At 68.2% G+C, this 25,044-nt stretch carries 29 protein-coding genes; 17 read left to right on the top strand and 12 right to left on the bottom strand.

Features of this window, described 5'->3' with window-relative positions:
• Positions 1 to 14 precede the first annotated feature (14 nt).
• Positions 15 to 800, top strand: coding sequence for an endonuclease III (gene nth / locus H556_RS0110165; RefSeq protein ID WP_081650945.1), 786 nt, complete (start codon positions 15 to 17; stop codon positions 798 to 800).
• Here the strand turns inward: nth and H556_RS0110160 are convergent.
• Positions 797 to 1,693: an ATP-grasp domain-containing protein gene (locus H556_RS0110160; protein WP_024354318.1), complete on the bottom strand. Its 897-nt coding sequence runs from the start codon at positions 1,691 to 1,693 to the stop codon at positions 797 to 799. The genes nth and H556_RS0110160 overlap by 4 nt on opposite strands.
• 124 nt (positions 1,694 to 1,817) lie before the next feature.
• On the opposite strand from H556_RS0110160, the gene H556_RS0110155 reads away from it, so the two are divergent.
• The 5 genes from H556_RS0110155 (at position 1,818) to H556_RS0110135 (ending at position 4,667) form a co-directional block, all read left to right on the top strand.
• On the top strand, positions 1,818 to 2,852 hold the full coding sequence (locus H556_RS0110155; protein ID WP_029673501.1) for an adenosine kinase: 1,035 nt from the start codon (positions 1,818 to 1,820) through the stop codon (positions 2,850 to 2,852).
• A 69-nt stretch (positions 2,853 to 2,921) separates the two neighbouring features.
• Complete coding sequence (ccmC, locus tag H556_RS0110150) at positions 2,922 to 3,641, top strand: heme ABC transporter permease CcmC (protein ID WP_024354316.1); 720 nt, start codon at positions 2,922 to 2,924, stop codon at positions 3,639 to 3,641.
• Between the two features lie 10 nt (positions 3,642 to 3,651).
• Positions 3,652 to 3,804 carry a heme exporter protein CcmD gene (gene ccmD / locus H556_RS0110145; RefSeq protein ID WP_024354315.1) on the top strand — a complete coding sequence of 51 codons (153 nt, stop codon included), beginning with the start codon at positions 3,652 to 3,654 and terminating at the stop codon, positions 3,802 to 3,804.
• Positions 3,801 to 4,364 carry a DsbE family thiol:disulfide interchange protein gene (locus H556_RS0110140; protein ID WP_024354314.1) on the top strand — a complete coding sequence of 188 codons (564 nt, stop codon included), beginning with the start codon at positions 3,801 to 3,803 and terminating at the stop codon, positions 4,362 to 4,364. Before ccmD ends, H556_RS0110140 begins: the two co-directional genes overlap by 4 nt.
• A gap of 69 nt (positions 4,365 to 4,433) precedes the next feature.
• Entirely contained in the window at positions 4,434 to 4,667 is a 234-nt protein-coding gene (locus H556_RS0110135; protein WP_024354313.1) for a hypothetical protein, read from the top strand.
• Between the two features lie 135 nt (positions 4,668 to 4,802).
• On the opposite strand, the gene H556_RS0110130 is transcribed toward H556_RS0110135, so the two are convergent.
• The 3 genes from H556_RS0110130 to ftsY form a co-directional block, all read right to left on the bottom strand.
• Entirely contained in the window at positions 4,803 to 5,465 is a 663-nt protein-coding gene (locus H556_RS0110130) for a MarR family winged helix-turn-helix transcriptional regulator (protein WP_024354312.1), read from the bottom strand.
• Between the two features lie 268 nt (positions 5,466 to 5,733).
• Entirely contained in the window at positions 5,734 to 6,378 is a 645-nt protein-coding gene (locus H556_RS0110125) for an inner membrane-spanning protein YciB (protein ID WP_024354311.1), read from the bottom strand.
• A 3-nt stretch (positions 6,379 to 6,381) separates the two neighbouring features.
• Complete coding sequence (ftsY, locus tag H556_RS0110120; RefSeq protein WP_024354310.1) at positions 6,382 to 7,317, bottom strand: signal recognition particle-docking protein FtsY; 936 nt, start codon at positions 7,315 to 7,317, stop codon at positions 6,382 to 6,384.
• Between the two features lie 154 nt (positions 7,318 to 7,471).
• Here ftsY and H556_RS0110115 point away from each other — a divergent pair, with 154 nt between their 5' ends.
• From H556_RS0110115 to H556_RS0110105, 3 genes are all read left to right on the top strand, one after another.
• A complete protein-coding gene (locus tag H556_RS0110115; protein WP_024354309.1) occupies positions 7,472 to 9,523 on the top strand; it encodes an NAD(+) synthase in 2,052 nt (683 codons plus the stop codon).
• Between the two features lie 157 nt (positions 9,524 to 9,680).
• Complete coding sequence (locus H556_RS0110110) at positions 9,681 to 10,286, top strand: DUF4168 domain-containing protein (protein WP_024354308.1); 606 nt, start codon at positions 9,681 to 9,683, stop codon at positions 10,284 to 10,286.
• Between the two features lie 62 nt (positions 10,287 to 10,348).
• On the top strand, positions 10,349 to 10,573 hold the full coding sequence (locus H556_RS0110105; protein ID WP_024354307.1) for an alkylphosphonate utilization protein: 225 nt from the start codon (positions 10,349 to 10,351) through the stop codon (positions 10,571 to 10,573).
• Positions 10,574 to 10,779: 206 nt separating this feature from the next.
• On the opposite strand, the gene H556_RS0110100 is transcribed toward H556_RS0110105, so the two are convergent.
• The 3 genes from H556_RS0110100 to H556_RS0110090 all read right to left on the bottom strand — a co-directional run bounded on the left by H556_RS0110100 (position 10,780) and on the right by H556_RS0110090 (position 13,349).
• Positions 10,780 to 11,673, bottom strand: a complete 894-nt coding sequence (locus tag H556_RS0110100) for an alpha/beta fold hydrolase (protein WP_029673496.1) — start codon at positions 11,671 to 11,673, stop codon at positions 10,780 to 10,782.
• A gap of 63 nt (positions 11,674 to 11,736) precedes the next feature.
• Entirely contained in the window at positions 11,737 to 12,243 is a 507-nt protein-coding gene (locus H556_RS0110095) for a D-glycero-alpha-D-manno-heptose-1,7-bisphosphate 7-phosphatase (protein WP_024354305.1), read from the bottom strand.
• Positions 12,240 to 13,349: an AGE family epimerase/isomerase gene (locus H556_RS0110090; RefSeq protein ID WP_024354304.1), complete on the bottom strand. Its 1,110-nt coding sequence runs from the start codon at positions 13,347 to 13,349 to the stop codon at positions 12,240 to 12,242. The genes H556_RS0110095 and H556_RS0110090 overlap by 4 nt, the downstream gene beginning before the upstream one ends.
• 200 nt (positions 13,350 to 13,549) lie before the next feature.
• Here H556_RS0110090 and H556_RS0110085 point away from each other — a divergent pair, with 200 nt between their 5' ends.
• Both H556_RS0110085 and H556_RS0110080 read left to right on the top strand, forming a co-directional pair.
• On the top strand, positions 13,550 to 14,710 hold the full coding sequence (locus tag H556_RS0110085; protein ID WP_024354303.1) for a DegT/DnrJ/EryC1/StrS family aminotransferase: 1,161 nt from the start codon (positions 13,550 to 13,552) through the stop codon (positions 14,708 to 14,710).
• Positions 14,711 to 14,715: 5 nt separating this feature from the next.
• Entirely contained in the window at positions 14,716 to 15,645 is a 930-nt protein-coding gene (locus tag H556_RS0110080) for a Gfo/Idh/MocA family protein (RefSeq protein ID WP_024354302.1), read from the top strand.
• 114 nt (positions 15,646 to 15,759) lie between these two features.
• Here H556_RS0110080 and H556_RS0110075 read toward each other — a convergent pair whose 3' ends face one another.
• Both H556_RS0110075 and H556_RS0110070 read right to left on the bottom strand, forming a co-directional pair.
• Positions 15,760 to 16,215 (bottom strand): MaoC family dehydratase, encoded by a 456-nt coding sequence (locus tag H556_RS0110075; protein ID WP_024354301.1) that lies wholly within the window; start codon positions 16,213 to 16,215, stop codon positions 15,760 to 15,762.
• Positions 16,216 to 16,281: 66 nt separating this feature from the next.
• A complete protein-coding gene (locus H556_RS0110070; protein WP_024354300.1) occupies positions 16,282 to 17,256 on the bottom strand; it encodes a threonine ammonia-lyase in 975 nt (324 codons plus the stop codon).
• A 57-nt stretch (positions 17,257 to 17,313) separates the two neighbouring features.
• Between H556_RS0110070 and glpK the strand changes: the two genes are divergently transcribed.
• The 3 genes from glpK to H556_RS0110055 all read left to right on the top strand — a co-directional run bounded on the left by glpK (position 17,314) and on the right by H556_RS0110055 (position 20,193).
• Positions 17,314 to 18,825, top strand: coding sequence for a glycerol kinase GlpK (glpK, locus tag H556_RS0110065; RefSeq protein ID WP_024354299.1), 1,512 nt, complete (start codon positions 17,314 to 17,316; stop codon positions 18,823 to 18,825).
• Positions 18,826 to 18,899: 74 nt separating this feature from the next.
• Positions 18,900 to 19,376, top strand: coding sequence for an Rrf2 family transcriptional regulator (locus H556_RS0110060; protein ID WP_024354298.1), 477 nt, complete (start codon positions 18,900 to 18,902; stop codon positions 19,374 to 19,376).
• Between the two features lie 10 nt (positions 19,377 to 19,386).
• Positions 19,387 to 20,193, top strand: coding sequence for an SDR family NAD(P)-dependent oxidoreductase (locus H556_RS0110055; protein WP_024354297.1), 807 nt, complete (start codon positions 19,387 to 19,389; stop codon positions 20,191 to 20,193).
• Between the two features lie 3 nt (positions 20,194 to 20,196).
• On the opposite strand, the gene H556_RS0110050 is transcribed toward H556_RS0110055, so the two are convergent.
• Positions 20,197 to 20,895, bottom strand: a complete 699-nt coding sequence (locus H556_RS0110050) for a MarC family protein (protein ID WP_003167964.1) — start codon at positions 20,893 to 20,895, stop codon at positions 20,197 to 20,199.
• A 97-nt stretch (positions 20,896 to 20,992) separates the two neighbouring features.
• Here H556_RS0110050 and pyrF point away from each other — a divergent pair, with 97 nt between their 5' ends.
• A complete protein-coding gene (gene pyrF / locus H556_RS0110045) occupies positions 20,993 to 21,724 on the top strand; it encodes an orotidine-5'-phosphate decarboxylase (RefSeq protein ID WP_024354296.1) in 732 nt (243 codons plus the stop codon).
• Positions 21,725 to 21,808: 84 nt separating this feature from the next.
• Here the strand turns inward: pyrF and H556_RS0110040 are convergent, their stop codons facing one another.
• Both H556_RS0110040 and H556_RS0110035 read right to left on the bottom strand, forming a co-directional pair.
• Positions 21,809 to 22,639, bottom strand: a complete 831-nt coding sequence (locus tag H556_RS0110040) for a hypothetical protein (protein WP_024354295.1) — start codon at positions 22,637 to 22,639, stop codon at positions 21,809 to 21,811.
• A 118-nt stretch (positions 22,640 to 22,757) separates the two neighbouring features.
• Positions 22,758 to 23,000: a DUF1674 domain-containing protein gene (locus H556_RS0110035; protein WP_024354294.1), complete on the bottom strand. Its 243-nt coding sequence runs from the start codon at positions 22,998 to 23,000 to the stop codon at positions 22,758 to 22,760.
• A 100-nt stretch (positions 23,001 to 23,100) separates the two neighbouring features.
• Between H556_RS0110035 and htpX the strand changes: the two genes are divergently transcribed.
• Both htpX and trmB read left to right on the top strand, forming a co-directional pair.
• Positions 23,101 to 24,069: a zinc metalloprotease HtpX gene (gene htpX / locus H556_RS0110030; RefSeq protein ID WP_024354293.1), complete on the top strand. Its 969-nt coding sequence runs from the start codon at positions 23,101 to 23,103 to the stop codon at positions 24,067 to 24,069.
• Positions 24,070 to 24,241: 172 nt separating this feature from the next.
• A complete protein-coding gene (gene trmB / locus H556_RS0110025) occupies positions 24,242 to 24,973 on the top strand; it encodes a tRNA (guanosine(46)-N7)-methyltransferase TrmB (RefSeq protein WP_024354292.1) in 732 nt (243 codons plus the stop codon).
• The last annotated feature ends 71 nt before the right edge of the window (positions 24,974 to 25,044 follow it).

Here is a 25,044-nt window from a genome sequence, read left to right as displayed (position 1 = left end):
GCGAAGCCAGACGCATGACTGGCCGAAAATCGACCCTATCTGCGCCCGCCGCCCGCCCGCGCGCCGCGTCCCGCACCGCCAAGGCCGCCCTGACCCCGCCGCCGGGCAAGCGCTCGCGTCAGCCGAAAAAGGCGCCGGTCGGCGCGATCATCAGCTGGCCGCCGGACGAGGATCGGGTGGAGGAGATCTTTGTCCGCCTGTCGGGCGTCATGCCGGACCCGAAGACCGAGCTGGACTTCGTCAATCCCTATACGTTGGTGGTCGCGGTGGCCCTGTCGGCCCAGGCGACGGACGTGGGGGTCAACAAGGCGACCAAGGCCCTGTTCGCCGTCGCCGACACGCCGCAGAAGATGCTGGCCCTGGGCGAGGAGGGGTTGATCCCCCTGATCGCCTCGATCGGCCTTTACCGGACCAAGGCGAAGAACGTCATCGCCGCCGCGCGGATGCTGGTCGAGAAACACGGCGGCGAGGTGCCGCTGAACCGCGCCGACCTGCAGGCCCTGCCGGGCGTGGGGCGCAAAACGGCCAGCGTGGTGCTGAACGAACTGGGGATCGAGCCGGCCATTGCGGTGGACACCCACGTCTTCCGCGTCTCGCACCGGCTGGGGCTGGCCAACGCCGCGACGCCGGACAAGGTGGAGGCGCAACTGCACCAGGTGGTGCCCGAGGCCTGGCTGCCCAAGGCGCATCACTGGTTGATCCTGCACGGCCGCTACACCTGTCTGGCGCAGAGACCGAAATGCGAAGGTTGTGTGATCTCCGACCTGTGCCCGTCGCGGGCCAGCTTCATGGGGGGCTAGGCTTTGCGCTCCAGCCGGGCCCGCACCGCTTGGCCGAAGCGGGCTCCGGCTTGCGGCGCGGCGGCCAGGTAGAAGTCCGGCTCGATCAGCTCCGCCTCCATCAGCACCCAGTCGCCGTCGCCGTTCAGGGTCATGTCGATGCGGGCGTAGAGCAGGTCCTCGTCGATGGCGGCCAGGGTGCGCTCGGCCAGGTCCAGCGCGCCTTGCGGCGCGACGTCCAGCGCCTGATACTGACCGCCATATTGGGTCTGGATGCGGAACTCGCCCGCCGCGCCGGGGCGCTTGTTGACGACATGGCTTAGCTCGCCGCCGAAATAGAGCAGGGAGGTCTCGCCCTCGGTCTCGATGGCCTTGAGGTAGGGCTGGATCATCGTGCCGCCGACGGGGGCGTTGGCCAGGGCCATGTCCAAGGGCTCGCCCGCCGTCACCCGCAGGGTGCGCCAGGCGCCGCCCGAGACGGTCGGTTTGACGATCAGGGTCTCGGCGCCTATCGCGGCGAAGGCGGCTTCCAGAACCGTAGCGTCCACATGGTCGGCGAAGATCGTCCGCGGGACGGCGACGCCCTTTTCCGACAGGCGGGCCAGATAGCGTTTGTCGGCGTTCCAGCGCAGGGTCTGGGCGGGATTGGCCAAAGGCGCGCCCGCCTCGGCCCAGGTCGAGCAGGCCTGGAGCCACCTGTGGTGGTCCTGATGATAGCCCCAGACAAGCAGCGGCAGGACCAGGGGAAAGTCCATCAGGGCGCGGGCGTTCTCGACATGGTCGGTCCACGGCGTCGGCCGCGCCGTGATCCCCGCCGTCGCCAGCGCCTCGCCCAGCCGGTCCAGCACGCCGGGCCACAGGGTCGAATAGGTGGGATCGGCCGGATCGGGGGTCAGGACGGCGACGTCGGTCATGGCGCGGCTCCGCAAGCCCCGGCGAGGGGCGTCTGCAACAGGTCCGACGGCTTTAGGCCGGTTTTCGCTCGCGGCGAAGGTCTGAAGTCTGGTGCGCGGCCGTCTGCCCCGCTATGGGGCGCGGATGACCCAAGCCCTGCCCGCCTTCGCCCAAAACACCCGCTTCGACGTCTGCGCCCTTGGCAACGCCATCGTCGACGTCCTGGCGCCGTGCGAACCGGCCTTCCTGGAGGCCAAGGGCCTGGTCCCCGGCTCGATGCAACTGGTCGACGAGGATCAGAGCGCGGCCCTGTATGACGCAATGGCGGCGGGGGTCGAGGCGTCCGGCGGTTCGGCGGGCAACACCGTCGCGGGCGTCGGCTCGTTCGGCGGGCGCGCCGCCTATATCGGCAAGGTGGCGAAAGACACCCTGGGCGAGGTCTTCAGCCACGACATCCGCGCCGTCGGCGTCCACTTCGATACCCCCGCGCTGGAAGACGGCGCCGGAAACGGCTTCGGCACGGGCCGCTGCCTGATCAACGTCACGCCGGACGGCCAGCGCACCATGTGCACCTTCCTGGGCGCCGCCAACCAACTGACCACGGCGGACGTGGACGCCGCTGTGATCGGCGACAGCGCCATCGTCTATCTCGAAGGCTATCTGTTCGACCCGGCCCCGGCCCGCGCCGCCTTCGAGGCCGCCGCCGCCGCCGCCCATGCGGCGGGCCGCAAGGTCGCCATCACCCTGTCCGACAGCTTCGTCGTGCATCGCTGGCGCGCCGAGCTGCTGGAGTTCATCGAGACCTCGGCCGACATCGTCCTGGCCAATGAGGCCGAGTTGCACGCCCTGTTCGAGACCGAGGATTTCGATCATGCCGCCGCCCACCTGGGCCGCATCGTCGAGGTGGCGGCCGTGACGCGCGGGGCCGCCGGTTCGGTGCTGTTCCGTGGCGACGAACGGGTCGAGGTCGAAGCCTATCCGGTCGAGAAGGTCGTCGACACCACCGGCGCCGGCGATCAGTACGCGGCGGGCGTGCTGCTGGGCCTGTCGCGCGGCCTGTCTCTGGCGCAGGTCGGAGCGCTGGGCTCGCTGGCGGCGTCGGAGGTCATCGGCCACTGGGGGCCGCGTCCGATGATGGCGCTGAAGGATCTGGCGGCGCAGAGCGGCCTGAGCCTGTAAGAGCCGCGACAACGGGTCAAAGGCCGCGCCCGCTTGCCGTGGGGCGCGGGGCCGCGTAATCGGCTGCCCATGTTCGGCCTCGCCAATCCCGACCGTTTCATGCGCTTTACCGGCCCGCTGGTCCCGGTGCTGTGGATCTGCGCGCTCGGCCTGCTGCTGCTCGGGACCTGGTTCAGCTTCACTGCGCCTGCCGATTATCAGCAGGGCGACACCGTGCGCATCATGTTCATCCACGTCCCGGCGGCCAGTCTGGGCCTGATGGCCTATGGGGCGCTGGGCGTGTCCAGCTTCCTCGCCCTGGTGTTCCGCCATCCGCTGGCCGATGCGGCGGCGCGGGCGGCCGCCGTGCCGGGCGCGGCCTTCACGGCTCTGGCCCTCGTCACCGGCTCCCTGTGGGGTCAGCCGATGTGGGGGACGTGGTGGGTGTGGGACGCGCGCCTGACCAGCGTGCTGGTGCTGTTCCTCTTCTACCTCGGCTACATGGCCCTGCGCGCCTCGATCGACGACGAGGCCAAGGCGGCGCGCGCGGCGGCGGTGCTGGGCCTGGTGGGCCTGATCAACCTGCCGATCGTGAAGTTCTCGGTTGACTGGTGGAACACCCTGCACCAGCCCGCGTCGCTGCTGCGCTCGGGCGGGACCAGCGTGGACCCGGTCTTCCTGCCTGCCCTGCTGACGATGATGGCGGCCTATGCCGTGCTGTTCGGCGCGATCTGGCTGACGTCCATCAGGACGGAGGTGCGTCGCCGCCGCGTTCTGACCCTTCGCGCCCGCGCGGCGCTGGAAGCCTGAGGAGTTCGCCATGCTTGATCTGGACATGAGCCCCTATGGCGCCTTCGTCTGGCCCGCCTGGGGCATCAGCGCCGTGGTGCTGGCCGCCCTGTCGGCTCGCGCCCTGATCGCCGCCCGCCGCTGGAAGCGCGAACTGGCCCGTCTGGAGGCCGAGCGCAAATGAAGCGCTGGCTGGCCCTGCTGCCCATCGTCGTTCTGGTCGCGCTGGGCGTCTTCCTGATGACGCAGATGGACCGAATGGCGGGCGACCCCGCCGCAGGACCGACCTATCGTCCCGACGCCCTCGTCGGTCAGCCGATCCCCGAGACGACGGTCCTGCCGATCCTGTCGGGCGGCAAGGCCGGCAGCGACCTGCTGGACCTGAAGACGGCGGGCGTGGGCAAGCCGATGATCGTCAACGTCTTCGCCAGCTGGTGCGCGCCGTGCCGTCTGGAGCATCCGCAGCTGATGAAGCTGAAGGCGCAGGGGATCGCCGTGGTCGGCGTGGCCTATAAGGACGATCCCGTCGCCACCGACGCCTTCCTGCAGGAACTGGGCGATCCCTATCGTCTGGTGCTGGTTGATCGCGAGGGCCGGGCCGGGCTGGATCTGGGCGTGTCGGGCGTGCCGGAAAGCTTCGCCGTGGACGCCTTCGGAACCATCGTCGCCAAGTCCTCGGGGCCAGTGCTGACGGACGCTGACCTGAAGAAACTGACCGACGCCCTGAGCGCGCCCGCGCGTTGAGCGGATCACCCGAAACAGGGTGAATCGAGCGTTAACCATATCTAGACGATGCGCGGGCATCCTCGTCCCATGTCCGCGATTTTGTCCGAGCGGCCGGCCTTTCCGCCTCAGGCGGGCGGCGCGGCCCATGCCCTGAGAACGGCCCAGTCGGCCTTCTTCCGTCAGGCCATGGGGCTGGCGGCGCCGGTTGCCGCTGAGACAGAGACGGCGCGTCCCGTGGCGACTGTTTCTGCGCCGGTCGAACAGGCAGCGCCGAGCGCGCGCCTGCAGCGCCCCGGCTCCCTGCTCGACATTCGGGTTTAGGCAGCCTCAATATCTGCTTATCCCGGCGGACGCCGGGGTCCAGGGCTTTGGCCGCAAATATCCGCTTTCCTGCCGTAGAGCGCGTGGCTCTTACTGGGTCCCCGCCTCCGCGGGGATAAGCGGGATAGGAAGACCTCAGCCTTCAGCCGCATCCTTGAGCGGGACCACGACGGCGTCAGCGGCGTCATCAGCCTGCGGTTGATCTGCAATTACCTCGCCCTTTTTCTTCTTCTTGCCGCGACCATCGCTCTTGCCGTCGCCCTTGCGCGCGGCCTTTTCCGCCTTCTTGGCTTCCTTGGCGGCTTTCTTCGCGGCCTTGATCTCGGCGCGAGCCTGTTCGGGAACGGCGTCGGCGGCGTCGGACAGACTGCACAGCAGGTCCAGGAAGCTGTCGCGTTTGGATTTGGGCAACAGGGCCATGATCCGCTTATCGGCGACCTCGACGCGCGGGCGAGCGGCCAGCAGGGCGGCCTCGCCCTCGGGCGACAGGCGCACCGCCTTGGCGCGGGCGTCCAGCGTCGAACGCTCGCGCTCCAGCAGGCCCTTGGTCGTCATGCGCGCCACCAGGTCGGCCAAGGTCGAGCGGTCGATGCCGGTGGCCTTGACCAGATCCGTCTGCGTCAGGCCCGAACGGGCGGCCACGGCCTCCAGCACGGCGAACTGGCGCTGGGTCAGGCCGTCCGGCCCGGCTTCCTCGGCGTAGATATCCAACGCCAGCTGCAGCGCCCGGTGCATCAGGTGGCTGGGGGATTCCGCCAGCCCGCCCTTGATCTTCGCCTGCTTGCCCGACTTTATCATCGTCTTCATTCCCGAACAGCCCGATACCGGCCGTGGCCGGATGATGCTGCAACAGCTAACAGCCGCCCTTAACGCTTTAACGACGCAAACGCTGACGGTTTGAAGACATTTAAGTGGGCCTACCGCGCGTTCGCGCTACTTGAGGCCGTTATTAGCGGGCCCGTCGGGCTTCGCCCTACTTGAGGCCCGGAAATGATGAGGGAGTCCTTCTATGCCTCCGTCATCCTCGAGCTTGACCCGAGGATGACGGTGAGAGGCGGGGCGGCTGTCAGAGCCCCGTGTCGGGCGAGATGGGGCCGGGCTCTTCGTCCTTGATCATGTTCTTCATGATCAGCGGCACCTGCGACAGGCCGAACACCGAGGCGGCGATCCACAGCACGCCGCGGAAGGCGGTCCAGACGCCGTTCGGATCGGGCGTGCCAAGGTTCAGGGCCGACCAGATGGCGGTGACGGCGGTCGGGCTGCGGAACACCTCATTGGCGATGGCGACGGCCAGGAAGTAGAGGCCGTAACGGAAGGTCAGCTTGCGCCAGGCTTCGTCCGTCACCTTGAGGGCCGAGCCCAGCAGGGCCTTGAACGGAGACTTCTTCAACGGGATCGAGCCGAGCAGGACAGCCGCCAGCAGGCCGTTCTGCACCGTCAGCTTCAGCTTCACGAACAGATCGTCGTCGGTGACGATGGTCAGCACGCCGAACACCAGGGCGAAGCCGCCGGTGATCAGGGGCATGGGCGCCAGGCGGCGCTCCAGAATGAAGCCGACGGCCAGTGCGATCATCGAGGCGATGACCAGCACCCAGGTCGCCTTGATCATGTCGCGGGTAATGAAATAGGCGGCCATGAAGGCGACCAGGGCGCCGAAATCGACGGCCTGACGGATCCATTGCGGACGTTTGCTCTGGGTCGTTTCACTCATGGATCAGTCCTCAAGCCCGACCAGGGATCGGGAAAACGCGCGGGCGTCGAAAGGTTGCAGATCCTCGACCCCTTCGCCGACGCCGATCAGCTTGATCGGGGCGTCCGAGGCCTGGGCCACCGGCACCAGGACGCCGCCGCGCGCCGTGCCGTCCAGCTTGGTCATCACCACGCCTGAGACATAGGCGGTGCGGCCGAAGATCTTTTCCTGCTCCAGCGCATTGCGGCCGACGGTGGCGTCCAGCACCAGCAAGGTCTCGTGCGGGGCGTCGGGGTCGACCTTCTTCAGCACGCGCACGATCTTCAGCAGTTCGTCCATCAGGGTGGACTTGTTCTGCAGCCGCCCGGCCGTGTCGATCAGCACGACGTCGAAGCCTTCTTCCTTCGCCTTGGTGAAGGCGTCGAAGGCCAGCCCTGCGGCGTCGGCGCCGTCGCGGCGGCTCTCGAAATGAGCGCCGGCGCGGTCGGCCCAGACCTTGAGTTGCTCACGGGCGGCGGCGCGGAAGGTGTCGCCGGCGACGATCATCACCTTGGCGCCCTTGGCTGTCAGGTCCGAGGCGATCTTGCCCAGCGTCGTGGTTTTGCCCGAGCCGTTGACGCCGACAAACAGGACCACATAGGGCTTGGGCCCGCTGAGAGGATCGAACGTCGCCTGGCGCGGCGTCAGTTCGGCGGCCACGGCCTCGGCCAGCGCCTCCTTGACCTCGCGCTCGTCGGAGGTCTTGCCGAAACGCAGGGCCCGGAAGCGCTCGACGATGCGGGCCGAGGCGGCGGGGCCGAGGTCGCTCTCGATCAGATGCTCCTCCAGCCGCTCCAGCGCCTCCTCCGAGAGGGGCTCCTTCGCGAAGGTCGAGACGACCTGATCGGTCATCTGCTTGGAGGATCGGGACAGACCCGCGCTCAGCCGCTGAAACCAGCCTTTTTTGGGCGTATCGTTCATGCGCAGAGCCTTAGCCGAGAGCGGTTCTAAGGTCACTATAAACCGCAGTCCTTGGGCTTCACCGCGCAACCCTATATTGATCGCGCAGGCTGTAGGGTCTGTGCCTGTGGCTCTCACTGGGTCCCGGCGTCCGCCGGGATGAGCGGAAAGATTGATGGCGAAGTCCGAGACGCATCCCTTCCACGCCCCGAGCAGCCACGGCTTCGTGCGCGTCGCCGCGGCGACGCCTGTGGTTCATATCGCCGACCCGGCCGCCAACGCTGAAGAACACGAACGGCTGATCCGTCAGGCGGGGGCGCAGAGCGTGGACCTGCTGATCTTCCCCGAACTGTCGCTGAGCGCCTACGCCATCGACGACCTGCACATGCAGGCGGCCCTGCTGGAAGAGGTCGAGCGCCAGATCGCCCGTCTGGCCGGGGTCGCGGACGAAGCGGGCGTCATCGCCGTCATCGGCGCGCCGATCCGCAACGGGGACGCCCTGTTCAACTGCGCCGTGGTGCTGGGCGGGGGCGAGGTGCTGGGCGTGGTTCCCAAGACCTATCTGCCCAACTATCGCGAATATTATGAGAAGCGCTGGTTCGCGCCCGCCGCCAGCCGCAGCGAGGACGCTGTCCTGTTGAACGGTACGAGCGTCGACTTCGCGCCGGGCTTGATCTTCGAGGCGAACAATCGGCCGGGTTTCGTCTTCGCGGTCGAGATCTGCGAGGACTTCTGGGCGCCGCAACCGCCCTCGACGCGGGCGGCGCTGGCGGGCGCGCGCATCCTGTGCAACCTGTCGGCCTCCAACATCGTCATCGGCAAGGCGGACGAGCGCGCCCTGCTGTGCGCCAGCCAGTCGGCGCGCACCCTGTCGGCCTATGTCTTCGCCGCCTCGGGCTGGGGTGAGAGCACGACCGACCTGGCCTGGGACGGTCAGGCGACGATCCATGAACTGGGCGCGCGGCTGGCCGAGGGCGAACGCTTCGCCCTGCACAGCCATCTGACCATCGCCGACGTGGACGTGGACCGGATTGGTCTGGACCGCCTGCGCAACGGCACCTTCGCCGACTGCGCCCGGATCGAGGGCGAGGCCGCGACGGTGGTTCCGTTCGAGGCGGGGGAGAGGCTGGGCGACGCCTTGATCCGTCCGCTGGACCGCTTCCCCTTCGTTCCAGACGATGCGGCGCGTCTGGATCAGGATTGCTTCGAGGCCTTCAATATTCAGGTTCAGGGCCTGATGCGGCGGATGACGGCGACAGGGTCGAAGACGCTGGTGATCGGCGTCTCGGGGGGGCTGGATTCGACGCAGGCCCTGCTGGTCGCCTGTCGCGCCTTTGACCGGCTCGAGTTGCCGCGCACCGGCATCCTGGCCTTCACCATGCCGGGGTTCGCCACTTCGGACGGCACCAGGTCGAATGCCTGGGCGCTGATGGATGCGGTGGGCGTCACCGGCGCCGAGATCGACATCCGTCCCGCTGCCGAACAGATGTTGCGCGACATCGGCCACCCCTTCGCCGATGGCCAACCGGTCCACGACATCACCTTCGAGAATGTGCAGGCGGGTCTTCGGACCGACTATCTGTTCCGTCTGGCCAATCAGAACAACGGCTTCGTTCTGGGCACCGGCGACCTGTCGGAACTGGCGCTGGGGTGGTGCACCTATGGCGTCGGCGACCACATGAGCCACTACAACGTCAACGGCGGGGTGGCGAAGACCCTGATCCAGCACCTGATCCGCTGGGTGGCCGAGCGCGGTCTGGTAGGCGGGGCGGCGGTTCGGACCCTGCACGCCATTCTGGCCACGGAGATTTCGCCGGAGCTGGTTCCTGCGGGCGCCGACGGGGCGATCCAGTCGACGCAGTCCATTGTCGGCCCCTATGCGCTGAACGACTTCTTCCTGTTCTACATCAGCCGTTTCGGCCTGAAGCCGTCGAAGGTCGCCTATCTGGCTCATCAGGCTTGGGGCGACGCCGCGCGCGGAGACTGGCCGCAGGGCCTGCCGGAGGCGGAGCGGGTCGCTTACGACCTGGCGACCATCAAGGGGTGGTTGAGGAAGTTCCTGATCCGCTTCTTCCAGACCAGCCAGTTCAAGCGCTCGGCCGTGCCGAACGGGCCGAAGGTGGCCACGGGCGGGTCGCTGTCGCCGCGCGGAGACTGGCGCGCGCCGTCGGACGCCTCGGCGCGGGTGTGGCTGGACGAATTGGACGCCAATACCCCTGAAGGTTGAAAGCGCCGTTTCGGGGTTTACCCGCCTGCATGACGCGGGTTAGCGTTTCGACCTCCCCGCCCTCTGTGAGACTGACATAGCCCGGTCGTGCGGGAGAGCCCGGACCTGTCCGGGTCAGCCTTGGGGCTGAGCGTTCGGGACTGAAGAAGGATACGCCATGCGTTTTGCAACGGCCGCCGCCCCGACCGCCATTCTGGCCGCTCTATTTCTGACCGCCGCGCCCGCTCTGGCGCAGGACGCCGCTGAACCGGCGCCCGCCGCCGCGCCCGCCCCGACCGGCGAACCCACCGACGCCGAACTGGCTCAGTTCGCCGCAGCCATGAAGACGGTCCAGAGCGTGGCCGCCTCCGTCCAGAACGGAACGCCCACAGAGGAGCAGCAGGCCCAGATGGCCGGCGCCGTGCAGAACTCGGGCCTGGCCGTCGAGCGCTTCAACGCCATTTCCGCCGCCGTTTCCAGTGATCCCGTCCTGCAGGCGCGCGCCGCCGTGGCCGGCGCCGCCCCGTCCGCGCCGGGCTCGGTCGGCGCGGGCGTCACCGATGCGGAAGCCGGTCAGTTCGCCGTCGCAATGGCCGAGATTTCCGGCATCGCCCGGGCCCTGAACGGCGCCCAGCCGAATGAGGACCAGCAGGCCCAGATGGCCGCCGCCATCCAGAACTCGGGTCTCGATATCGAGCGTTTCAACGCCATTTCCGCCGCCACGGCCCAGGACGAGCACCTTCAGGCGCGCATCGCCCTTGCCCAGGCGCGTCAGGGCGAATAGGCCCATGGGGACGGGCCGTCGCGGATGCGGCGGCCCTCTCTCTATTTCAGGCAGGACCGATCATGAGCGACGACGTCACCAAGGACACCAACGGCAACATCCTGTCGGACGGCGACAGCGTGACCCTGATCAAGGACCTGAAGGTCAAGGGCTCGGGCGGGGTGACGCTGAAGCGCGGCACGATGGTCAAGAACATCCGCCTGACCGGCGATCCCGAAGAAATCGAAGCCAACGTCGAAAAGGTGCGCGGCCTGGTCCTGCGCACGGAGTTCGTCAAGAAGGCGTAATTTAAGGGGCCTACCGCGCTTCGCGCTACTTGAGGCTCATTGAAGCGGGCCTATCGCGCTTCGCGCTACTTGAGGCCGCGGGCGCCGTCATCCTCGGGCTTGACCCTAGGATCGGCCTGACCGTCCGGGCGACCGACGATGCGTTGAGCGCGCCGTTTCCCTTGATCCACGGGTCCAGCCCGAGGATGACGGCGGATAGAGAGGTCTCAGCTCACGCCCGCCAGAAACTCGAAGATGGCCGCGCGCGCCTCGGGCTCGTCCAGCATGGGGGCGTGGCCGACGCCGGGAACCTCGGAATAGGCCATGGCGGGCGCCGCCTTCCTCATCTTGTCGGCGATGGCGGGGCTGAGCAGGTCGGACGTTCCGCCGCGCACCAGCAGGGTCGGCTTCTTGCGCGCCAGCGCCCGGAACGCGGGCCACAGATTGGGGACCAGGACCTTGGACCCCGCCGCCTTGATCGGCGCCGAGATGTCGGGGTCGTAGTCCAGCACCGGCGATCCTTCCGTCCCCTCGCGGAAGATGCGGCGGGCGAAGGCGGCCCAATCGGCCTCCGTATAGTCGGGGAAGGCCGCCTCATTGATGCGCCGGGCGTAAGCCGTGGCGTCGTCCCAACTGTCGATCACGACCGGCTGGCCGGTATAGGCGGCGATGCGGGCCAGACCCTCCACCGCGACCTCGGGGCCGACGTCGTTCAGGATGGCGGCGGCGATGGCCTTGGGCTTGATGGCTGTCAGCGCCAGGGTGATCAGCCCGCCCATGGAGGTGCCGAGGAAGACCGCCTTCTCGATCCCTGACTGCTCCATCAGCGCGACCACGTCCTTGGCATAGACGTCGGGCGTATAGGTCATGGGATCGGGCGCCCGGTCGGAACGTCCGCGCCCGCGCACGTCGACGGCCAGCACGCGGCGACCGCTGTGGGCGATCAATCCGGCGATCACCCCGAAATCGGCGCTGTTGCGCGTCAGGCCGTGGATGGCGATGACCGGCAGGCGCGCCGGCCCCTCGGCAGGGGCGTAGTCGCGGGCGTAGAGGTTGAGGCCGTCCGGGGAAGTCCAGCGCCGCTCGACAAAGCGGTCGGCCAGCGGGGTGGTCATCGGCATGGGGCGTCTCCCAACAGTCAGTCTACTGCGGACGACGTTAATTCATCGGATGCAGAATAGCGATCAGCCGGGTAGCAGATCGCGCATGAATTGATCCAGGTCGCCCTCGGTGAAGCGGTGACCCGCCACGCCTGCACGCCGCGCCGCCTCCATGTCCGACGGCTGGTCGCCGATCATCAGCGAGCGGGACAGGTCCAGATCATGTTCGGCCGCGGCCCTCAACAACATGCCGGGGTTGGGCTTGCGGTCGGGATGGTCCGGGTGGCGATAGCGGTCGTCCGCCGCCTCGGCGTGGAAGGGACAGGCGTAGACGGCGTCGATGCGCCCGCCGCCCTCGGCCAGCCGCTCGACCAGCTGGCGGTTGAAATCGTGCATGACCTCTTCGCTGAACATGCCGCGCGCGACGCCGGATTGGTTGGTGACGATGACGGTGACATAGCCCGCTGCGTTCAGCCGCTTCACCGCCTCGGCGGCGCCGGGGATCAACACCAGCTGGTCGGGTCGATGCGGATAGCCGCTGTCGATGATCAGCACGCCGTCGCGATCCAGAAAAGCGGCGGGTCGGCTCATAATGGCTCCGTCAGCAGGGCCGAAAAGGCCGTCATCAGATGATAGAAGGTCGAGGCGGGCACGGACTCGTCCTGCGCGCGCCCCTCGGCGTCGAAGGCGTCGAACCAGAGGCCCGGAATATCGGTGGCCAGATGGGTCGCAAACAGGCGATCCAGTAGTCGGACCGCCCTGTCCTGATCGCCACGCAGATGCAGGGCCCGCAGCAGTTCCGTCTGGGCCCACAGGCGCACGCCGCCGTCGCGGATCTGTCCGATCCGGCTGATCTCGCGCACGGCCAGACCATCGGCGCGAACCCCGCAGGTCAGGGCGCTGGTATAAAGCGCGCGCGCCACTGCGCTGTGATCCGGCAGGCCGAGGCGCGTCGCCCGGTCCAGCAGCCAGACCCATTCCATGTGGTGGCCGGGCTCGATGCACTGGCCTTCGGCGCCGGGACGCACGCTCCAGTCGCGCCCATAGAACTCGCCCAGCATCAGATGCTCGCGGTCGAAGAAGCGTCGGTTGAACAGGTCCAGCACAGACCGCGCCGCCTCTTCGAACGCGGGATCAGGCGCCGTCGCCTGCCAGGCCAGCAGGGCCTCCAGCATGTGCATGTGCGGGTTCTGGCGGCGGGGCAGGACGGGCGGCAGGGTCTCCTGCCAGCCGCCGTATTCACGGTCGGCCATCTGCGCCTCGATGGCGGCCAGAGTCTCCAGCGCCAGAGGCCGCGCCCGCCCGTCCTTCAGCACCCGATGCGCCCCGGCCAGGGCGAACAGCACGAAGGCCAGGTCATACAGGTCCGGTGTGGCGTCGATGACGGCGCCTGCGTCGTCGGTGGCGCGCACCCACAGGCCGTCGTCGCGGCGGGCGCCGTCGATCAGGGCGTCCAGCCCGGCGCGGGCGATGATCTCGCCTTCGGTCCAGCCCAGCGCCGACGCCTCGGTGAAGACATGGATCTGGCGCGCCTGAACCCGTGTGCGACGCGTAACGCCTGTGATGGCCCGCCCGTCGAAATCCAGCTTCTCAAAAAAGCGCCCGTCAGCGCCGATCCCGGCCTTCGCCCACAGCGGCAGGGCCTGACCGAACAGCCAGTCGCGAACCTGGTCCTTGGCGGCGGGATCGAAGCGCATGACCCCGGCTTAGGCGGCGCCCATGGCTTTGCCAAGCCGCCCTTTCGTTGCATCGCGCAACGCGAAGTGACCCCGGGGGGTTTGTTCAGCACCCCGCCGCTTTGGTAGGACGCAGACTGACACAGACGACCCGCCTTCGCGTCCGCGCCCCGGAAGACGATCCCCCGCCGCGCCGGCCCCATCGAGAGAGCGATATCGCAATGACCATCCCCTTCATCGACCTCCAGGCCCAGCGCCTGCGCCTTGGCGGCAAGATCGAGGCCGCCGTTCACGAGGCCGTCGTCGGCGGCGCCTGGGTCATGGGCCCGCAGGTGCGCCAGTTCGAGGCCGACCTGGCCGCCTTCGGCAAGGCCAAGCACGCCCTGGGCTGCGCCAACGGCACCGACGCCCTGGCCCTGCCGCTGATGGCCTGGGGGATCGGGCGCGGCGACGCCGTCTTCGTCCCCAGCTTCACCTTCGCCGCCACCGCCGAGGTCGTGCCCTGGTTCGACGCCGAGCCGGTCTTCGTCGATGTGAACGAGAACACCTACAACATGGATCCGGCTGCGCTGGAGCGCGCCATTGAAGGGATCAAGGCCGAGGGTCGCTTGACCCCGCGCGTGGTCATCGCCGTCGACCTGTTCGGTCAGCCCGCCGACTATCCGGCCATCAAGGCGATCTGCGACAAACATGGCCTGAAGCTGATCTCGGACTCAGCCCAGGGCTTCGGCTGCACCATCGACGGCGAACACCCGCTGAAATGGGCTGACGTGACCACCACCAGCTTCTTCCCGGCCAAGCCGCTGGGCTGCTACGGCGACGGCGGGGCAGTGCTGACGAACGACGACGAACTGGCCCAGCTGATGGATTCCATCCGCGTCCACGGCAAGGCGGTCGCGGTCGATCTGAAGGACCGCACTTTCGAGCATGACCCTAAATATCTGAACATGCGCATCGGCCTGAACAGCCGTCTGGACACCATCCAGGCCGCCGTCCTGATCGAGAAGCTGAAGGTCTTCGCGCAGGAGATCGAGTGGCGCAACGCCGCCGCCGCCCGCTACAATGAAGCCTTACGTCCCCACGTCGCCAAGGTTCCGGACGTCCCGGCGGGCAACGTCTCCAACTGGGCGCAATATACGGTCGAGCATTCGGAACGCGACGCTCTGGCCGCCCATCTGAAGGAACAGGGCGTGCCGACGGCGGTCTACTATCCGATCCCGCTGCACCTTCAGCCCGCCTATGAGCATTACCCGCGCGGCGCGGGCGGCCTGCCCGTCACCGAGCGGCTGAAGGATGTGGTGATCAGTCTGCCGATGCACGCGGACTTGGACGCGCAGACGCAAGATCGCATCATCGCCGCCGTCGCCAGCTTCAAGGCCTGACCTTCATGATCCAGCAGACCCCTCTCAAGATCGGCGTCGCCGGCGCCGGCGTCATGGGCCGCAACCACGCCCGCGTTCTGGCTGAGCTGCGCGACGTCGAGTTGACGACCGTCTTCGATCCCGACGCCGTGACGGCCGAGGGCGTGGCCGCCGCCTATGGGGCGACCGCCGTGACGACCGCCGAGGCCTTCGTCGCCGCCGGGCTGGACGCCGCCGTCATCGCCACGCCGAACCGCTATCACGCCGAACTGGGCGTGGCCCTGCTGAACGCGGGCGTCCATGTGCTGGTGGAGAAGCCGATCGCGGCCACGGTGGCTGACGCTCAGGCCATGATCGATGCGGCCAAGGCGAACAACCGCGTGCTGATGGTCGGCCATGTCGAGCGCTTCAACCCGGCGGTCGAGACGGTCAAGCGCGCCATCGACGGCGACGACATCATCTCCATCCAGATCACCCGTGTGGGCCCCTTCCCGCCGCGCATGGGCGAGGTCGGGGTGGTCATCGATCTGGCGGTGCACGACATCGACATCATCCGCCATCTGACGGGGTCGGAGATGACCGAGGTCCAGTCACTGCTGGGCCACACCCACGCCTCGCGCGAGGATTCGGCCCTGCTGCAGTTCCGTATGGACAATGGGGTGATCGCCCACATCACCACCAACTGGGTCACGCCTTACAAGACCCGCGTGCTGCAGGTGGCGACCAAGAGCCGCTTCATCGTCGCCGATCTGATCACCCGTCAGGTGACGGAATTCTTCGGCCAGCAGCCGGACGGCTCCTATTCGACGCGGATGCTGAACGCCTGGCCCGCCGAGCCGCTCAGGAAGGAGCACGAGGCCTTCGTCCACGCCATCCGCAACGGCGAGACGGCGGCGGTCAGCGGCGAAGACGGCCTGCGCAATCTGGAAGTGGCGCTGAGGTGTCTGGGGGAGTGAACGCCCCTACATTTCCGCTCACCCCCTCGGACGCCGGGGGCCAGTGAGAGCTGCAAGCGCGGCGCTTGAGGCCAAAGGACTGGATCCCGGCGTCCGCCGGGATGAGCGGGACGTTTAAGCCTTCACCACCTGCATCGTGAGCCATTCGGCGATCAGGGCCGGCTTGTCGCCGCCTTCGATCTCGACGGTCAGTTCGTGCTTCAGCAACCACCGGCCGCTGCCCTTGTCCTCGGCCGACAGCAGTTTGAAGCGGCCGCGCACGCGCGATCCCGACGGGGCCGGGGCGAGGAAGCGCAGGCGGTCGAAGCCGTAGTTCACCCCCATGACCAGATCGTCCAACGGCGCGACTGTATCCATGCTCATCGCGGAGGCGAGGCTGAGGGTCAGGAAGCCGTGCGCAATCGTCCCGCCGAAGGGCGTCGCCTTGGCGCGCTCGGGGTCGACGTGGATGAACTGCTCGTCCTCGGTCAGGCCGGCGAAGGCGTCGATGCGCGCCTGATCCAGCGTGAACCAGCGGCTGACGCCGACTTCCTGATCGATCAGAGATTGAAGTTCGCTGGCCTTGGTCATGGATGACGCTCCGCTTACAGACGAGCGTCAGCTTAACCGCTATCTCCTCGCCCGCGCCAGCGAGGTTTAGCCCTCGAATCGCCCTTCGATGATGACGCTGAACAGGCCGGGGTCGACATTGCCGCCGGACAGGACGATGCCGGTGATCAGGTCTTTGGCCTCGACCTTGCCCGACAGCAGCGCCGCCAGAGACACAGCGCCGCCTGGCTCGATGACCAGCTTCAGCCAGCGGAAGGCGAAGCGCATGGCCTGCGCGACCTCGGCGTCGGTCACGGTGGCGGCGCCCGCCAGGCGTTGGTTGATTGGCCAGGTCAGTTCGCCCGGCATGGGCGACATCAGGGCGTCGCAGATAGAGGGCGCGCCTTCGGGATGGCCGACGCGGATTCCGGCCGCCAGCGAGCGGCGGGTGTCGTCGAAAGCGTCGGGCTCGACCACGATGACGCGGGTGTCGGGGCTCTGTTCAGCCATGACCAGATTGATCCCGGCGATCAGCCCGCCGCCCGAGGCGCCGCACAGAATCTGATCCATCGGCACGCCTGCCTGCTCCAGCATCTCCAGCCCGACAGTGCCCTGCCCCTCGATGATGAAGGGATCGTCGAACGGCGGGACCAGCACGGAGCCCCGCTCGGTCGCGATCTCGGCGCCGATGGCCTCGCGGCTCTCGGTCCAGCGGTCGTAGAAGCGCACCTCGCCGCCGAAGGCGCGCACGCCCTCGACCTTCACCGTCGGGCTGTCGGACGGCATGACGATCAGGGCGGGCGTTCCGACGGCTTGGGCGGCGGCCGCGACCCCCTGCGCGTGGTTGCCCGAAGAATAGGCGACCACGCCGCGCGTCTTCTCTTCGTCCGTCAGGCGGCTGATGCGGTTATAGGCGCCGCGGAACTTGAAGGCGCCCGCGACCTGAAACGTCTCGGCCTTCATCAGGACGCGGCCGCCGACAGCCTCGTTCAGGGCCGGATGCTCGATCAGCGGCGTGCGGACGGCGGCGGGGGCGATCTGGCGGGCGGCGTCGACGACGCCTTGGAAGCTGGGCGTATGCATTGATTTCCTCTTACGGAGAGACGCAGCCTCTGCATAACTGCCAGAATGCACACAAATATGATCCTCGCCATCGACCAGGGCACGACCTCGACGCGAGCGATTGCGTTTGAAGTCTCGCCCGAAGGGGCGTTCAGCGCTGTCGCCGTCAGCCAGATTGAGCTGGCGCAGCATTTCCCGCACTCGGGCTGGGTCGAGCATGACGCGGCCGAAATCTGGCGGGCGACTTTGCAGACCTGTCGCGAAGTCGTCAGAAAGGCGGGCGGCGTCGGCCGTTTCGCCGCTATCGGCATCACCAACCAGCGCGAGACCTCGGTGATATGGGACGCGGCGACGGGCGAGCCGTTGCACCGCGCCATCGTCTGGCAGGACCGGCGTACGGCCGAGGCGACGGGCAGGCTGGCGGCTGAAGGGCATGAAGCGAAGGTTCAGGCGGCGACGGGCCTGATCCTCGACCCTTATTTCTCGGCCTCGAAATACGCCTGGCTGCTGGACGCCGTGCCCGGCGCGCGCGAGCGGGCGGCGCGGGGCGAGGTGAAACTGGGCACCATCGACGCTTGGCTGATCTGGAAACTGACCGGCGGCCAAAGCCACGTCACCGACGCCACCAACGCCAGCCGCACCAGTCTGATGGACCTGACGACGCGCGCCTGGCACCCCGATCTGTGCGACCTGTTCGGCGTGCCGATCGAGGCCCTGCCGGGGATCCGCGACTGCGACGCCCTGCTGGGCGAAACGGACCCGGCGCTGTTCGGGCGCGCCCTGCCCATTCACGGTTCAGCGGGCGATCAGCAGGCGGCTCTGGTCGGGCATGGCGCGCTGACGGCAGGCGACGCCAAGATCACCTATGGCACCGGCGCCTTCCTGGTCGCCAATGTCGGGGCGGCGCCTGTGGCCTCGACCTCGCGGCTGCTGGGGACGCTGGGCTATGCGGCGGGAGGTGAAGCCGCCTATGCGCTGGAGGGCTCCATCTTCTCGGCCGGCTCTGCGATCCAGTGGCTGCGCGACGGGCTGAAGGTGCTGTCGGACTCGCGCCAGTCCGAGGCCGTGGCCCAGTCGCTGACGGATAACGGCGGGGTCTATCTGGTCCCCGGCTTCACTGGTCTGGGCGCGCCGTGGTGGGAGCCGGATGCGCGCGGAACCATCGTCGGTCTGACGCGCGACAGCGGCCCGGCGCATATGGTCCGCGCGGCGCTGGAGAGCCTAGCCTACCAGACCCGCGACCTGCTGGACGCCTTGAAAAAGGACGGCGCGCCGCCGCTGAAACGGCTCAAGGTCGACGGCGGGGTCACCGCCAACGCCTTCGCCATGCAGTTCGTCGCCGATATCTGCGATGTCGAGGTCGAGCGCCCGGCCTTCCAGGAAATGACGGCTATGGGGGCGGCGCGCCTGGCGGCCTATGGCGTCGGCCTGACGTCCGCGCTGTGGACAGAGCCTGCTGAGTCGCCCGCTGTCTGGACGCCGGACATGGACGAGACTGAGAGGGCGCGGCTGCTGAAGGGATGGCGCGGCGCGGTGCGGGCGGCCGTGGCGGCGGCGCGCGCTGAGGATACGGACCCGGCCACAATCTAGAACAGTTATTATTGCAGATTGATTTGTGAAACAGGCGTGGAAGGCCTACCTATCGGTCTGGAGCATGAACACTGATGTCTGACAGCCAACGTTTTCCCGTCGCCGCCCACGCCCTGGCCTATCTGGCCCACAAGGGCGCCTATGCGGCGACCGAGGCCGAGCCGAGCGCCGTCCTGGCCGCCTCGGTGCCGACCAATCCGGTGGTGATCCGTCGGGTGACCGCCCTGCTGGCCAAGGCGGGACTGATCGCGACGCGTCCGGGCGCCTCGGGCGGGTCGTGGCTGCTGCGGCGCCCTGAGACCATCTGTCTGGACGAGGTGCTGCGGGCGGTGAACGGTTGCGCCCATCTGGGTTCTCCGCCTGCGGGGGCCAAGGGGTGCCCGATCGGCGAACATATTCCGCGTCAGGTGGCCAAGGCCCTGACGGCGGCGGACCAGGCGGCGGGCGCAGCCCTGTCGAAGATCACCATCGCCGACCTGCTGGAAGAAGACCCTGAGGTGTTGCGCGCCTTCGCCCCGCATCCGTCCTGTCCCAACGCCGACGCAGCCTGACGAGCCGTCCGTGGGGGAGGGGCGCCGCACCATTCTGATCACCGGCGCTTCGGCGGGCATAGGGGCCGCGCTGGCCCGTGTCTGCGCCGGGCGTGGCTACGACCTGATCCTGACCGCCCGTCGCGAAGGACCGCTGCAGAGCCTGGCCGAGGAACTGAGCGCTGCGTACGGCGTCGCGATCGCCGTCATTCCCGCTGATCTGGCTGACCCTGACGCGCCCGTCCGTCTGGTCGAGGCGATCACCGTGCGGGGCCTGGCCGTCGACGGCCTGATCAACAACGCAGGCTTCAGCCGCACCACAGGCTTTCTGACCACGGACCCGGCCGACCACGCCGCCATGGTCCGCGTCATGCTGAGCGCGCCGGTCGAGCTGTCGCGTCTGCTGCTGCCGGGCATGGTCGCGCGCGGATGGGGCCGGGTGCTGAACGTCGCCTCCCTGGCCGGACAGATGCCCGCGACCGGCGGCGACACCCTTTACGGTCCGATCAAGAGCTTTCTGATCAAGGCGTCGCAGGGGTTGTGGCTGGAGATGCGGGGGACCGGCGTGCATGTCGCCGCCCTGTGCCCCGGCTACACCTATACGGAGTTCCACGACGTCAACGGCTCGCGCGAGCAGGTCTCGGCCGCCTATCCGAAATGGATGTGGATGGACGCCGATCGCGTCGCGCGCATCGGCTGGGGCGCGGTCGAGGCGAACCGTCCGCGCGTGACGCCGGGCGTCATGAACAATGTGCTGGCGGCGCTGGGCGGAATTCTGCCCGACACGATGGCGCTGAAAATGGTCGGCGGTCACGCCAGGCGTCTGGACCGGCTTTAGCGATTACTGGCCGCCCGCCGGATAGGGGGCGGTGACTCCGGCGCTGAACATGCCCGGCAGGGCCTCGCCCAGACCCATCAGGATGAACTGGATCGCCAGGGCGCACAGGATCAGGCCCAGCACCCGCACGACGATGGCCATGCCCACGTCGCCGAGGATGCGGCTGATCGGCCCAGTGGCCGAGAAGCACAGGAAGGTGACGACGCAGGCGGCGATCATGGCGACCAGGGAGGCCAAGGTCCCGGTGAGGCCCAGCTTGGCCGCCTCTCCGGCGTTGATGATCACGGCCGAGATGGCGCCCGGCCCGATCATCAGGGGAATGGCGAAGGGCACGATCAGCCGCTTGAAGCGGCGCTTGGCGTAGCCGCGCACGTCCTGGGCGTCCGTTACGGCGTCGGCGTCGGCGAAGATCTTCAGGAAGTCCTCGCGCGCCATGTCCAGACCCAGCAGCAGCAGCAGGATGCCGCCCGCGATGCGGAAGGCGGCCAGCGAAATGCCGAAGAACTGCAGCAGGCCCAGGCCGGTGAAGAAGAAGAAGCCGAGGAAGACCACGGCGAACAGGCAGATCATGGCCGAGACGCTGATCCGCTGACGCAGGGAAGCGCCCGCCGTGGCCGCCGCGAAGATCGGCACATTGCCGATGGGGTCCAGCAGGGCGAACAGCGCCACGAACAGGTTGACCCCCAGATCGACCGCGTTCATTGCTGCACCTTGCCCTGAAAACCCGCCGCGCGACCGCGACTCCTCGCCCCACCTATCGGGGCATCCGCGCGCGCCTGCAAGCCGCCGAGAGCTGGAAATGTCCGCAGACCGACCCAATCGTCCCTTCGATCCGCGCGTGATCTGCGCCCTGGACGTGCCGACGACGGATGAGGCGCGGGCTCTGGTCGAGTGGATCGGCGATGCGGTCGGCTTCTACAAGGTTGGGCTTCAGCTGTTCGCTTCGGACGGCATGGCGCTGGCGCGCGAGCTGAAGGCGTCGGGCGCCCAGGTGTTTCTGGACTGGAAGCTGCACGACATCGGCGCGACGGTGGAGAAGGCGGCGGCGGTGCTGGCGAACGCGGGCTGCGACCTGCTGACCGTCCACGCCCGGCCCCAGGTGATGGCGGCGGCGGCGCGCGGGGCGGCGGGCTCGGACCTGAAGATCCTGGGCGTAACCGTCCTGACCAGCCTGACCGACGATGATCTGAGGGCGGATGATCACAGTTTGTCGACCGCCGAACTGGTGGAGCTGCGGGTGCGTCAGGCGCTGGAGGCGGGCGTCCACGGCGTCGTCTCCAGCCCGCATGAGGCGGGGCGGGCGCGGCAGATTGCGGCTGAAGCAGGCAGGGGGGACTTCCTGATCGTCACGCCGGGCGTGCGGCCTGCCGGGGCGGCGATGGACGATCAGGCGCGCGCGGCGACCCCGGCCAGCGCGCTGGAGGCGGGCGCCACCCATCTGGTCATCGGCCGTCCGATCACGGCGGCGTCCGACCCCCGCGCAGCGGCTCAGGCGATCACTCAGGAGATCGCATTGGTCGCAGGCGTTTGATCGCCTGAAGAGATTGATCGCTAAAGGGATCGTGCTTCACGTGAAACAGAAAGGGCGGCGTCCGCAGACGCCGCCCTTGTCGTATCAGCCGCGTTCGCCGCGTTCCTGGCGGTAGGGCCGCTCGGTCGGCGACGGCGGAGGCGGCGGGGCCGGCGGCACGGCGTAGTAGCCCTGATCGAAGTTCACGACCGGCGGTGCCGTCTCGACGCGTGGCGGTTCGACATAGACGTCGGGCCGGGCCACTTCGACCTGGGCCGGGGCGACGCGCACGTCGGCGGCGGCCACATGCACCGGCGGCGGGGCCACGTGGACGCGGGCCGGTTCGACGTAGACCGGGGCCGGCTGCACATAGATCGGCGGCGACTCCACATAGACGGGCGGCTGGGAGACGTAGACCGGCGGCTGGCTGACGTAGATCGGCTCGGAGCGGTAATGCACAGGCTGAGGCGGCGGGCCGCAGCGGCCGCAGTCCTGGCTGTAACCGCCCTGATAATAGCCCTGTTGTTGATAGCCGCCGCTGTACTGACTGCCGCTGTATTGGCCGCCGTAGCCGCCATAGCCGTAGCGCGCCCACGGATAGCGGCCATAGCCGTCGACCGGATAGCCGAAGGGCATGGAGCGGGTGACGCCGGAATAGCCGTAGCCGCCCTGCTGGATCGGCGGCTGCGACGGAGCGACCACGACGGGCGGCCGCACTCCGGCGCCGCCGTAGCCGTATCCATAGCCGTAGCTCTCGACGGGGCCGTAGCCGCCCTGCCAGCCGGTGTCGCTGTACCAGGTCTGGGCGCGGCTCTGGACCACAGGACCGCGGGCGTAGCCTGCGGCGGCGTTATAGCGGGCGCCGGCCTGGTGGGCCTCGGCCGCTCCGGCGATGAGGATCGCCGCGCCTGCGGCGGCGTAGAATAGAGCCTTCATGGCTGCGCTCCTTGTTTCGGCCGCAAAGGTTAATGCGCATTTCGCCGGAGCGTTCATTATTCTCCCAGCAAGGGAACCGATGCGGGATGAGCGCCGCCGCGCGGCGAGCGATAGCGCCTTAAAAGTCGACCGCCAGACCTTTTTTCTCCCAGTCGCCGAAGCGCGTCGGTTCGGGCCCTTTGCGGCCGCCGACTTCATGGGGCAGGGCGGCGGCGTCTTCGGCGGCGCGGCGTTCAGCCGCCTCCAGCAGGGCGCGGCGTGCGGCCTCGCTCAGCGGGCGCTCCGGCGTGGCGTGGGGCACGTCGGCGTTGAAGACGGCCTCGGGGGAGGTTTCGATCGGGGGGGTGGGCTGTTCGGTCACAGGTCGCCTGCCTTGAGAGCGGGGATGCTGGGCCTCAAATAGACGTTCCGGCCGAACACGCCACCCCTGACGCTCGAAACCTTCGTCCGAAGCCTCTCGCATGAACCATCTGAAGACATTCGCCCTGCTGGCCGTGATGACCGCCCTGTTCATGGGGATCGGCTATCTGATCGGCGGCGCCAGCGGCATGGCCATCGCCCTGGCCGTGGCGGCGGGCATGAATGTCTTCAGCTATTGGAACGCGGACAAGATCGTCCTGAAGATGTATCGCGCCCAGCCGGTGGACGAGACCCATCCCAACGCCGTGGTGCGCGCCTATGTCGCCGATGTGAAGCAGATGGCGCAGGATGCGGGCCTTCCCCTGCCCAACATCACCATCATCCCGAACGACCAGCCCAACGCCTTCGCCACGGGACGCAATCCTCAGAACGCGGCGGTGGCGGCGACGACGGGGCTGTTGGATATGCTGACCCGCGAAGAGATCCGCGGCGTGATGGCGCACGAACTGGCCCATGTGAAGAACCGCGACACCCTGACCATGACGGTCACGGCGACGGTGGCGGGCGCCATCGCCATGCTGGCCAATTTCGCCCTGTTTTTCGGCGGCAACGACCGTGAAAGGCCGGGCGGCATGATCGGGACCATCGCCCTGATGCTGCTGGCGCCGATGGCGGCGGGTCTGGTGCAGATGGCCATCAGCCGCGCACGCGAATACGAAGCGGACCGCGTCGGGGCAGAGATCGCCAACGATCCGCAGGCGCTGGCCTCGGCCCTGCAGAAGATCGAGGCCTATGCGCGCGGCGCGGTCAACGCGCCGGCCGAGCGCAATCCGGCGACGGCCCATATGTTCATCATCAATCCGCTGAACGGGAAGGGGGCGGACAATCTGTTCTCGACCCACCCGGCCACCGGCAACCGCGTGCGCGCCCTGATGGAGCTTGGCGCGAAGATGGGCATGGGCGGGCGTCCGACGGCGGCCTTCGTCGCGCCTGCGCCTTCCGCATCGTCGGTCCGGGGAACCAGCGTGCCGACAACCGACGATGCGCCGCCGCGCGGGCCGTGGGGCTGACTTTCCGCAAGGATGGGGCTTTGCGTGTGCGGGCTTAAGCCGCTAGAGCGAAATCGGTTCAGTTGGACGAGTGTCCAACTGAACGCAGATATTCGCTCCAAGCATGATTTTGGACCATTGTTCTGGGTTCAGTCGATTTCGACTGAACCGAAAATGGTCTAGAGCGCGCGCCATGACCGACGAGACCGATCCCAAGCCGTCCGACGCCGACCGCCCCGAATGGGCCAAGGCGCATGGCCCGCTGCGCTCCTTCGGGCGCATCAAGTCGCGGCCGATCAAGGCGAAGCAGGCGGCCCTGTTCGACACCCTGATGCCGCGCATCGCCGTGCCGGACCCGGCCAAGGGGCCGATCGACCCGCTGGCCCTGATGCCGGAGGCGAAAGCCGCCTGGCTGGAGATCGGCTTCGGCGGGGGCGAGCATCTGGCGGCCCAGGCGGCGCGTCATCCCGAGGCGGTGATGATCGGCTGCGAGCCCTTCCTGAACGGCGTGGCCTCGGCCCTGCGTCACGTCGAGGAAGGCGGGCTTCAGAATGTCCGCCTGCACGCGGACGACGCCCGCGCGGTGATGGCGGCCCTGCCCGACGCCTCGTTGGACCGGGTGATGATCCTGTTCCCCGATCCCTGGCACAAGGCGCGCCACAACAAGCGCCGCTTCCTGCAGGACGAGACAGCGGTCGAGATCGCCCGCCTGCTGAAGCCGGGCGGCAAGGTTCGCTTCGTCACCGACTGGCTGGATTACGCCGACTGGGCGCTGGAGCGGCTGGCGCGCACGCCGGGTTTGACGCGCGTTGAAACGGGCGCCGACTGGTTCGCGCCGGCCGAAGGTCACGTCGTAACCCGCTATGAAGAAAAGAAGCTGGGCGACACCGACCCGATCTTCCTTGAGTTTCAGAAGCAGGCCTGACGACGGCGCTTTGGCGCAATGAGACGGCGGGGGCTGACACGGCCTCCGCTTTGGCCTATATGACCGCTCAC

Source organism: Brevundimonas naejangsanensis DSM 23858 (assembly GCF_000421705.1).
GTDB lineage: Bacteria > Pseudomonadota > Alphaproteobacteria > Caulobacterales > Caulobacteraceae > Brevundimonas > Brevundimonas naejangsanensis.
The sequence above is the reverse complement of the archived record's forward strand: the minus strand, read 5'-3'. Positions and strand labels throughout refer to the sequence as shown.

Bases quoted from the DNA above. Each gene is read 5' to 3' on its own strand.
- H556_RS0110095 (WP_024354305.1), bottom strand. From the start codon at position 12,243: ATGAGCCGACCCGCCGCTTTTCTGGATCGCGACGGCGTGCTGATCATC.
- H556_RS0110115 (WP_024354309.1), top strand. From the start codon at position 7,472: ATGGCGAAGTCCGAGACGCATCCCTTCCACGCCCCGAGCAGCCACGGC.
- H556_RS0110155 (WP_029673501.1), top strand. From the start codon at position 1,818: ATGACCCAAGCCCTGCCCGCCTTCGCCCAAAACACCCGCTTCGACGTC.
- pyrF (WP_024354296.1), top strand. From the start codon at position 20,993: ATGTCCGCAGACCGACCCAATCGTCCCTTCGATCCGCGCGTGATCTGC.
- H556_RS0110060 (WP_024354298.1), top strand. From the start codon at position 18,900: ATGTCTGACAGCCAACGTTTTCCCGTCGCCGCCCACGCCCTGGCCTAT.
- H556_RS0110040 (WP_024354295.1), bottom strand. From the start codon at position 22,639: ATGAAGGCTCTATTCTACGCCGCCGCAGGCGCGGCGATCCTCATCGCC.
- H556_RS0110075 (WP_024354301.1), bottom strand. From the start codon at position 16,215: ATGACCAAGGCCAGCGAACTTCAATCTCTGATCGATCAGGAAGTCGGC.
- H556_RS0110080 (WP_024354302.1), top strand. From the start codon at position 14,716: ATGATCCAGCAGACCCCTCTCAAGATCGGCGTCGCCGGCGCCGGCGTC.
- nth (WP_081650945.1), top strand. From the start codon at position 15: ATGACTGGCCGAAAATCGACCCTATCTGCGCCCGCCGCCCGCCCGCGC.
- ccmD (WP_024354315.1), top strand. From the start codon at position 3,652: ATGCTTGATCTGGACATGAGCCCCTATGGCGCCTTCGTCTGGCCCGCC.
- H556_RS0110085 (WP_024354303.1), top strand. From the start codon at position 13,550: ATGACCATCCCCTTCATCGACCTCCAGGCCCAGCGCCTGCGCCTTGGC.
- H556_RS0110090 (WP_024354304.1), bottom strand. From the start codon at position 13,349: ATGCGCTTCGATCCCGCCGCCAAGGACCAGGTTCGCGACTGGCTGTTC.
- H556_RS0110130 (WP_024354312.1), bottom strand. From the start codon at position 5,465: ATGATAAAGTCGGGCAAGCAGGCGAAGATCAAGGGCGGGCTGGCGGAA.
- H556_RS0110070 (WP_024354300.1), bottom strand. From the start codon at position 17,256: ATGCATACGCCCAGCTTCCAAGGCGTCGTCGACGCCGCCCGCCAGATC.
- H556_RS0110140 (WP_024354314.1), top strand. From the start codon at position 3,801: ATGAAGCGCTGGCTGGCCCTGCTGCCCATCGTCGTTCTGGTCGCGCTG.
- htpX (WP_024354293.1), top strand. From the start codon at position 23,101: ATGAACCATCTGAAGACATTCGCCCTGCTGGCCGTGATGACCGCCCTG.
- H556_RS0110050 (WP_003167964.1), bottom strand. From the start codon at position 20,895: ATGAACGCGGTCGATCTGGGGGTCAACCTGTTCGTGGCGCTGTTCGCC.
- H556_RS0110125 (WP_024354311.1), bottom strand. From the start codon at position 6,378: ATGAGTGAAACGACCCAGAGCAAACGTCCGCAATGGATCCGTCAGGCC.
- glpK (WP_024354299.1), top strand. From the start codon at position 17,314: ATGATCCTCGCCATCGACCAGGGCACGACCTCGACGCGAGCGATTGCG.
- ccmC (WP_024354316.1), top strand. From the start codon at position 2,922: ATGTTCGGCCTCGCCAATCCCGACCGTTTCATGCGCTTTACCGGCCCG.
- H556_RS0110105 (WP_024354307.1), top strand. From the start codon at position 10,349: ATGAGCGACGACGTCACCAAGGACACCAACGGCAACATCCTGTCGGAC.
- H556_RS0110135 (WP_024354313.1), top strand. From the start codon at position 4,434: ATGTCCGCGATTTTGTCCGAGCGGCCGGCCTTTCCGCCTCAGGCGGGC.
- H556_RS0110100 (WP_029673496.1), bottom strand. From the start codon at position 11,673: ATGCCGATGACCACCCCGCTGGCCGACCGCTTTGTCGAGCGGCGCTGG.
- H556_RS0110160 (WP_024354318.1), bottom strand. From the start codon at position 1,693: ATGACCGACGTCGCCGTCCTGACCCCCGATCCGGCCGATCCCACCTAT.
- trmB (WP_024354292.1), top strand. From the start codon at position 24,242: ATGACCGACGAGACCGATCCCAAGCCGTCCGACGCCGACCGCCCCGAA.
- ftsY (WP_024354310.1), bottom strand. From the start codon at position 7,317: ATGAACGATACGCCCAAAAAAGGCTGGTTTCAGCGGCTGAGCGCGGGT.
- H556_RS0110110 (WP_024354308.1), top strand. From the start codon at position 9,681: ATGCGTTTTGCAACGGCCGCCGCCCCGACCGCCATTCTGGCCGCTCTA.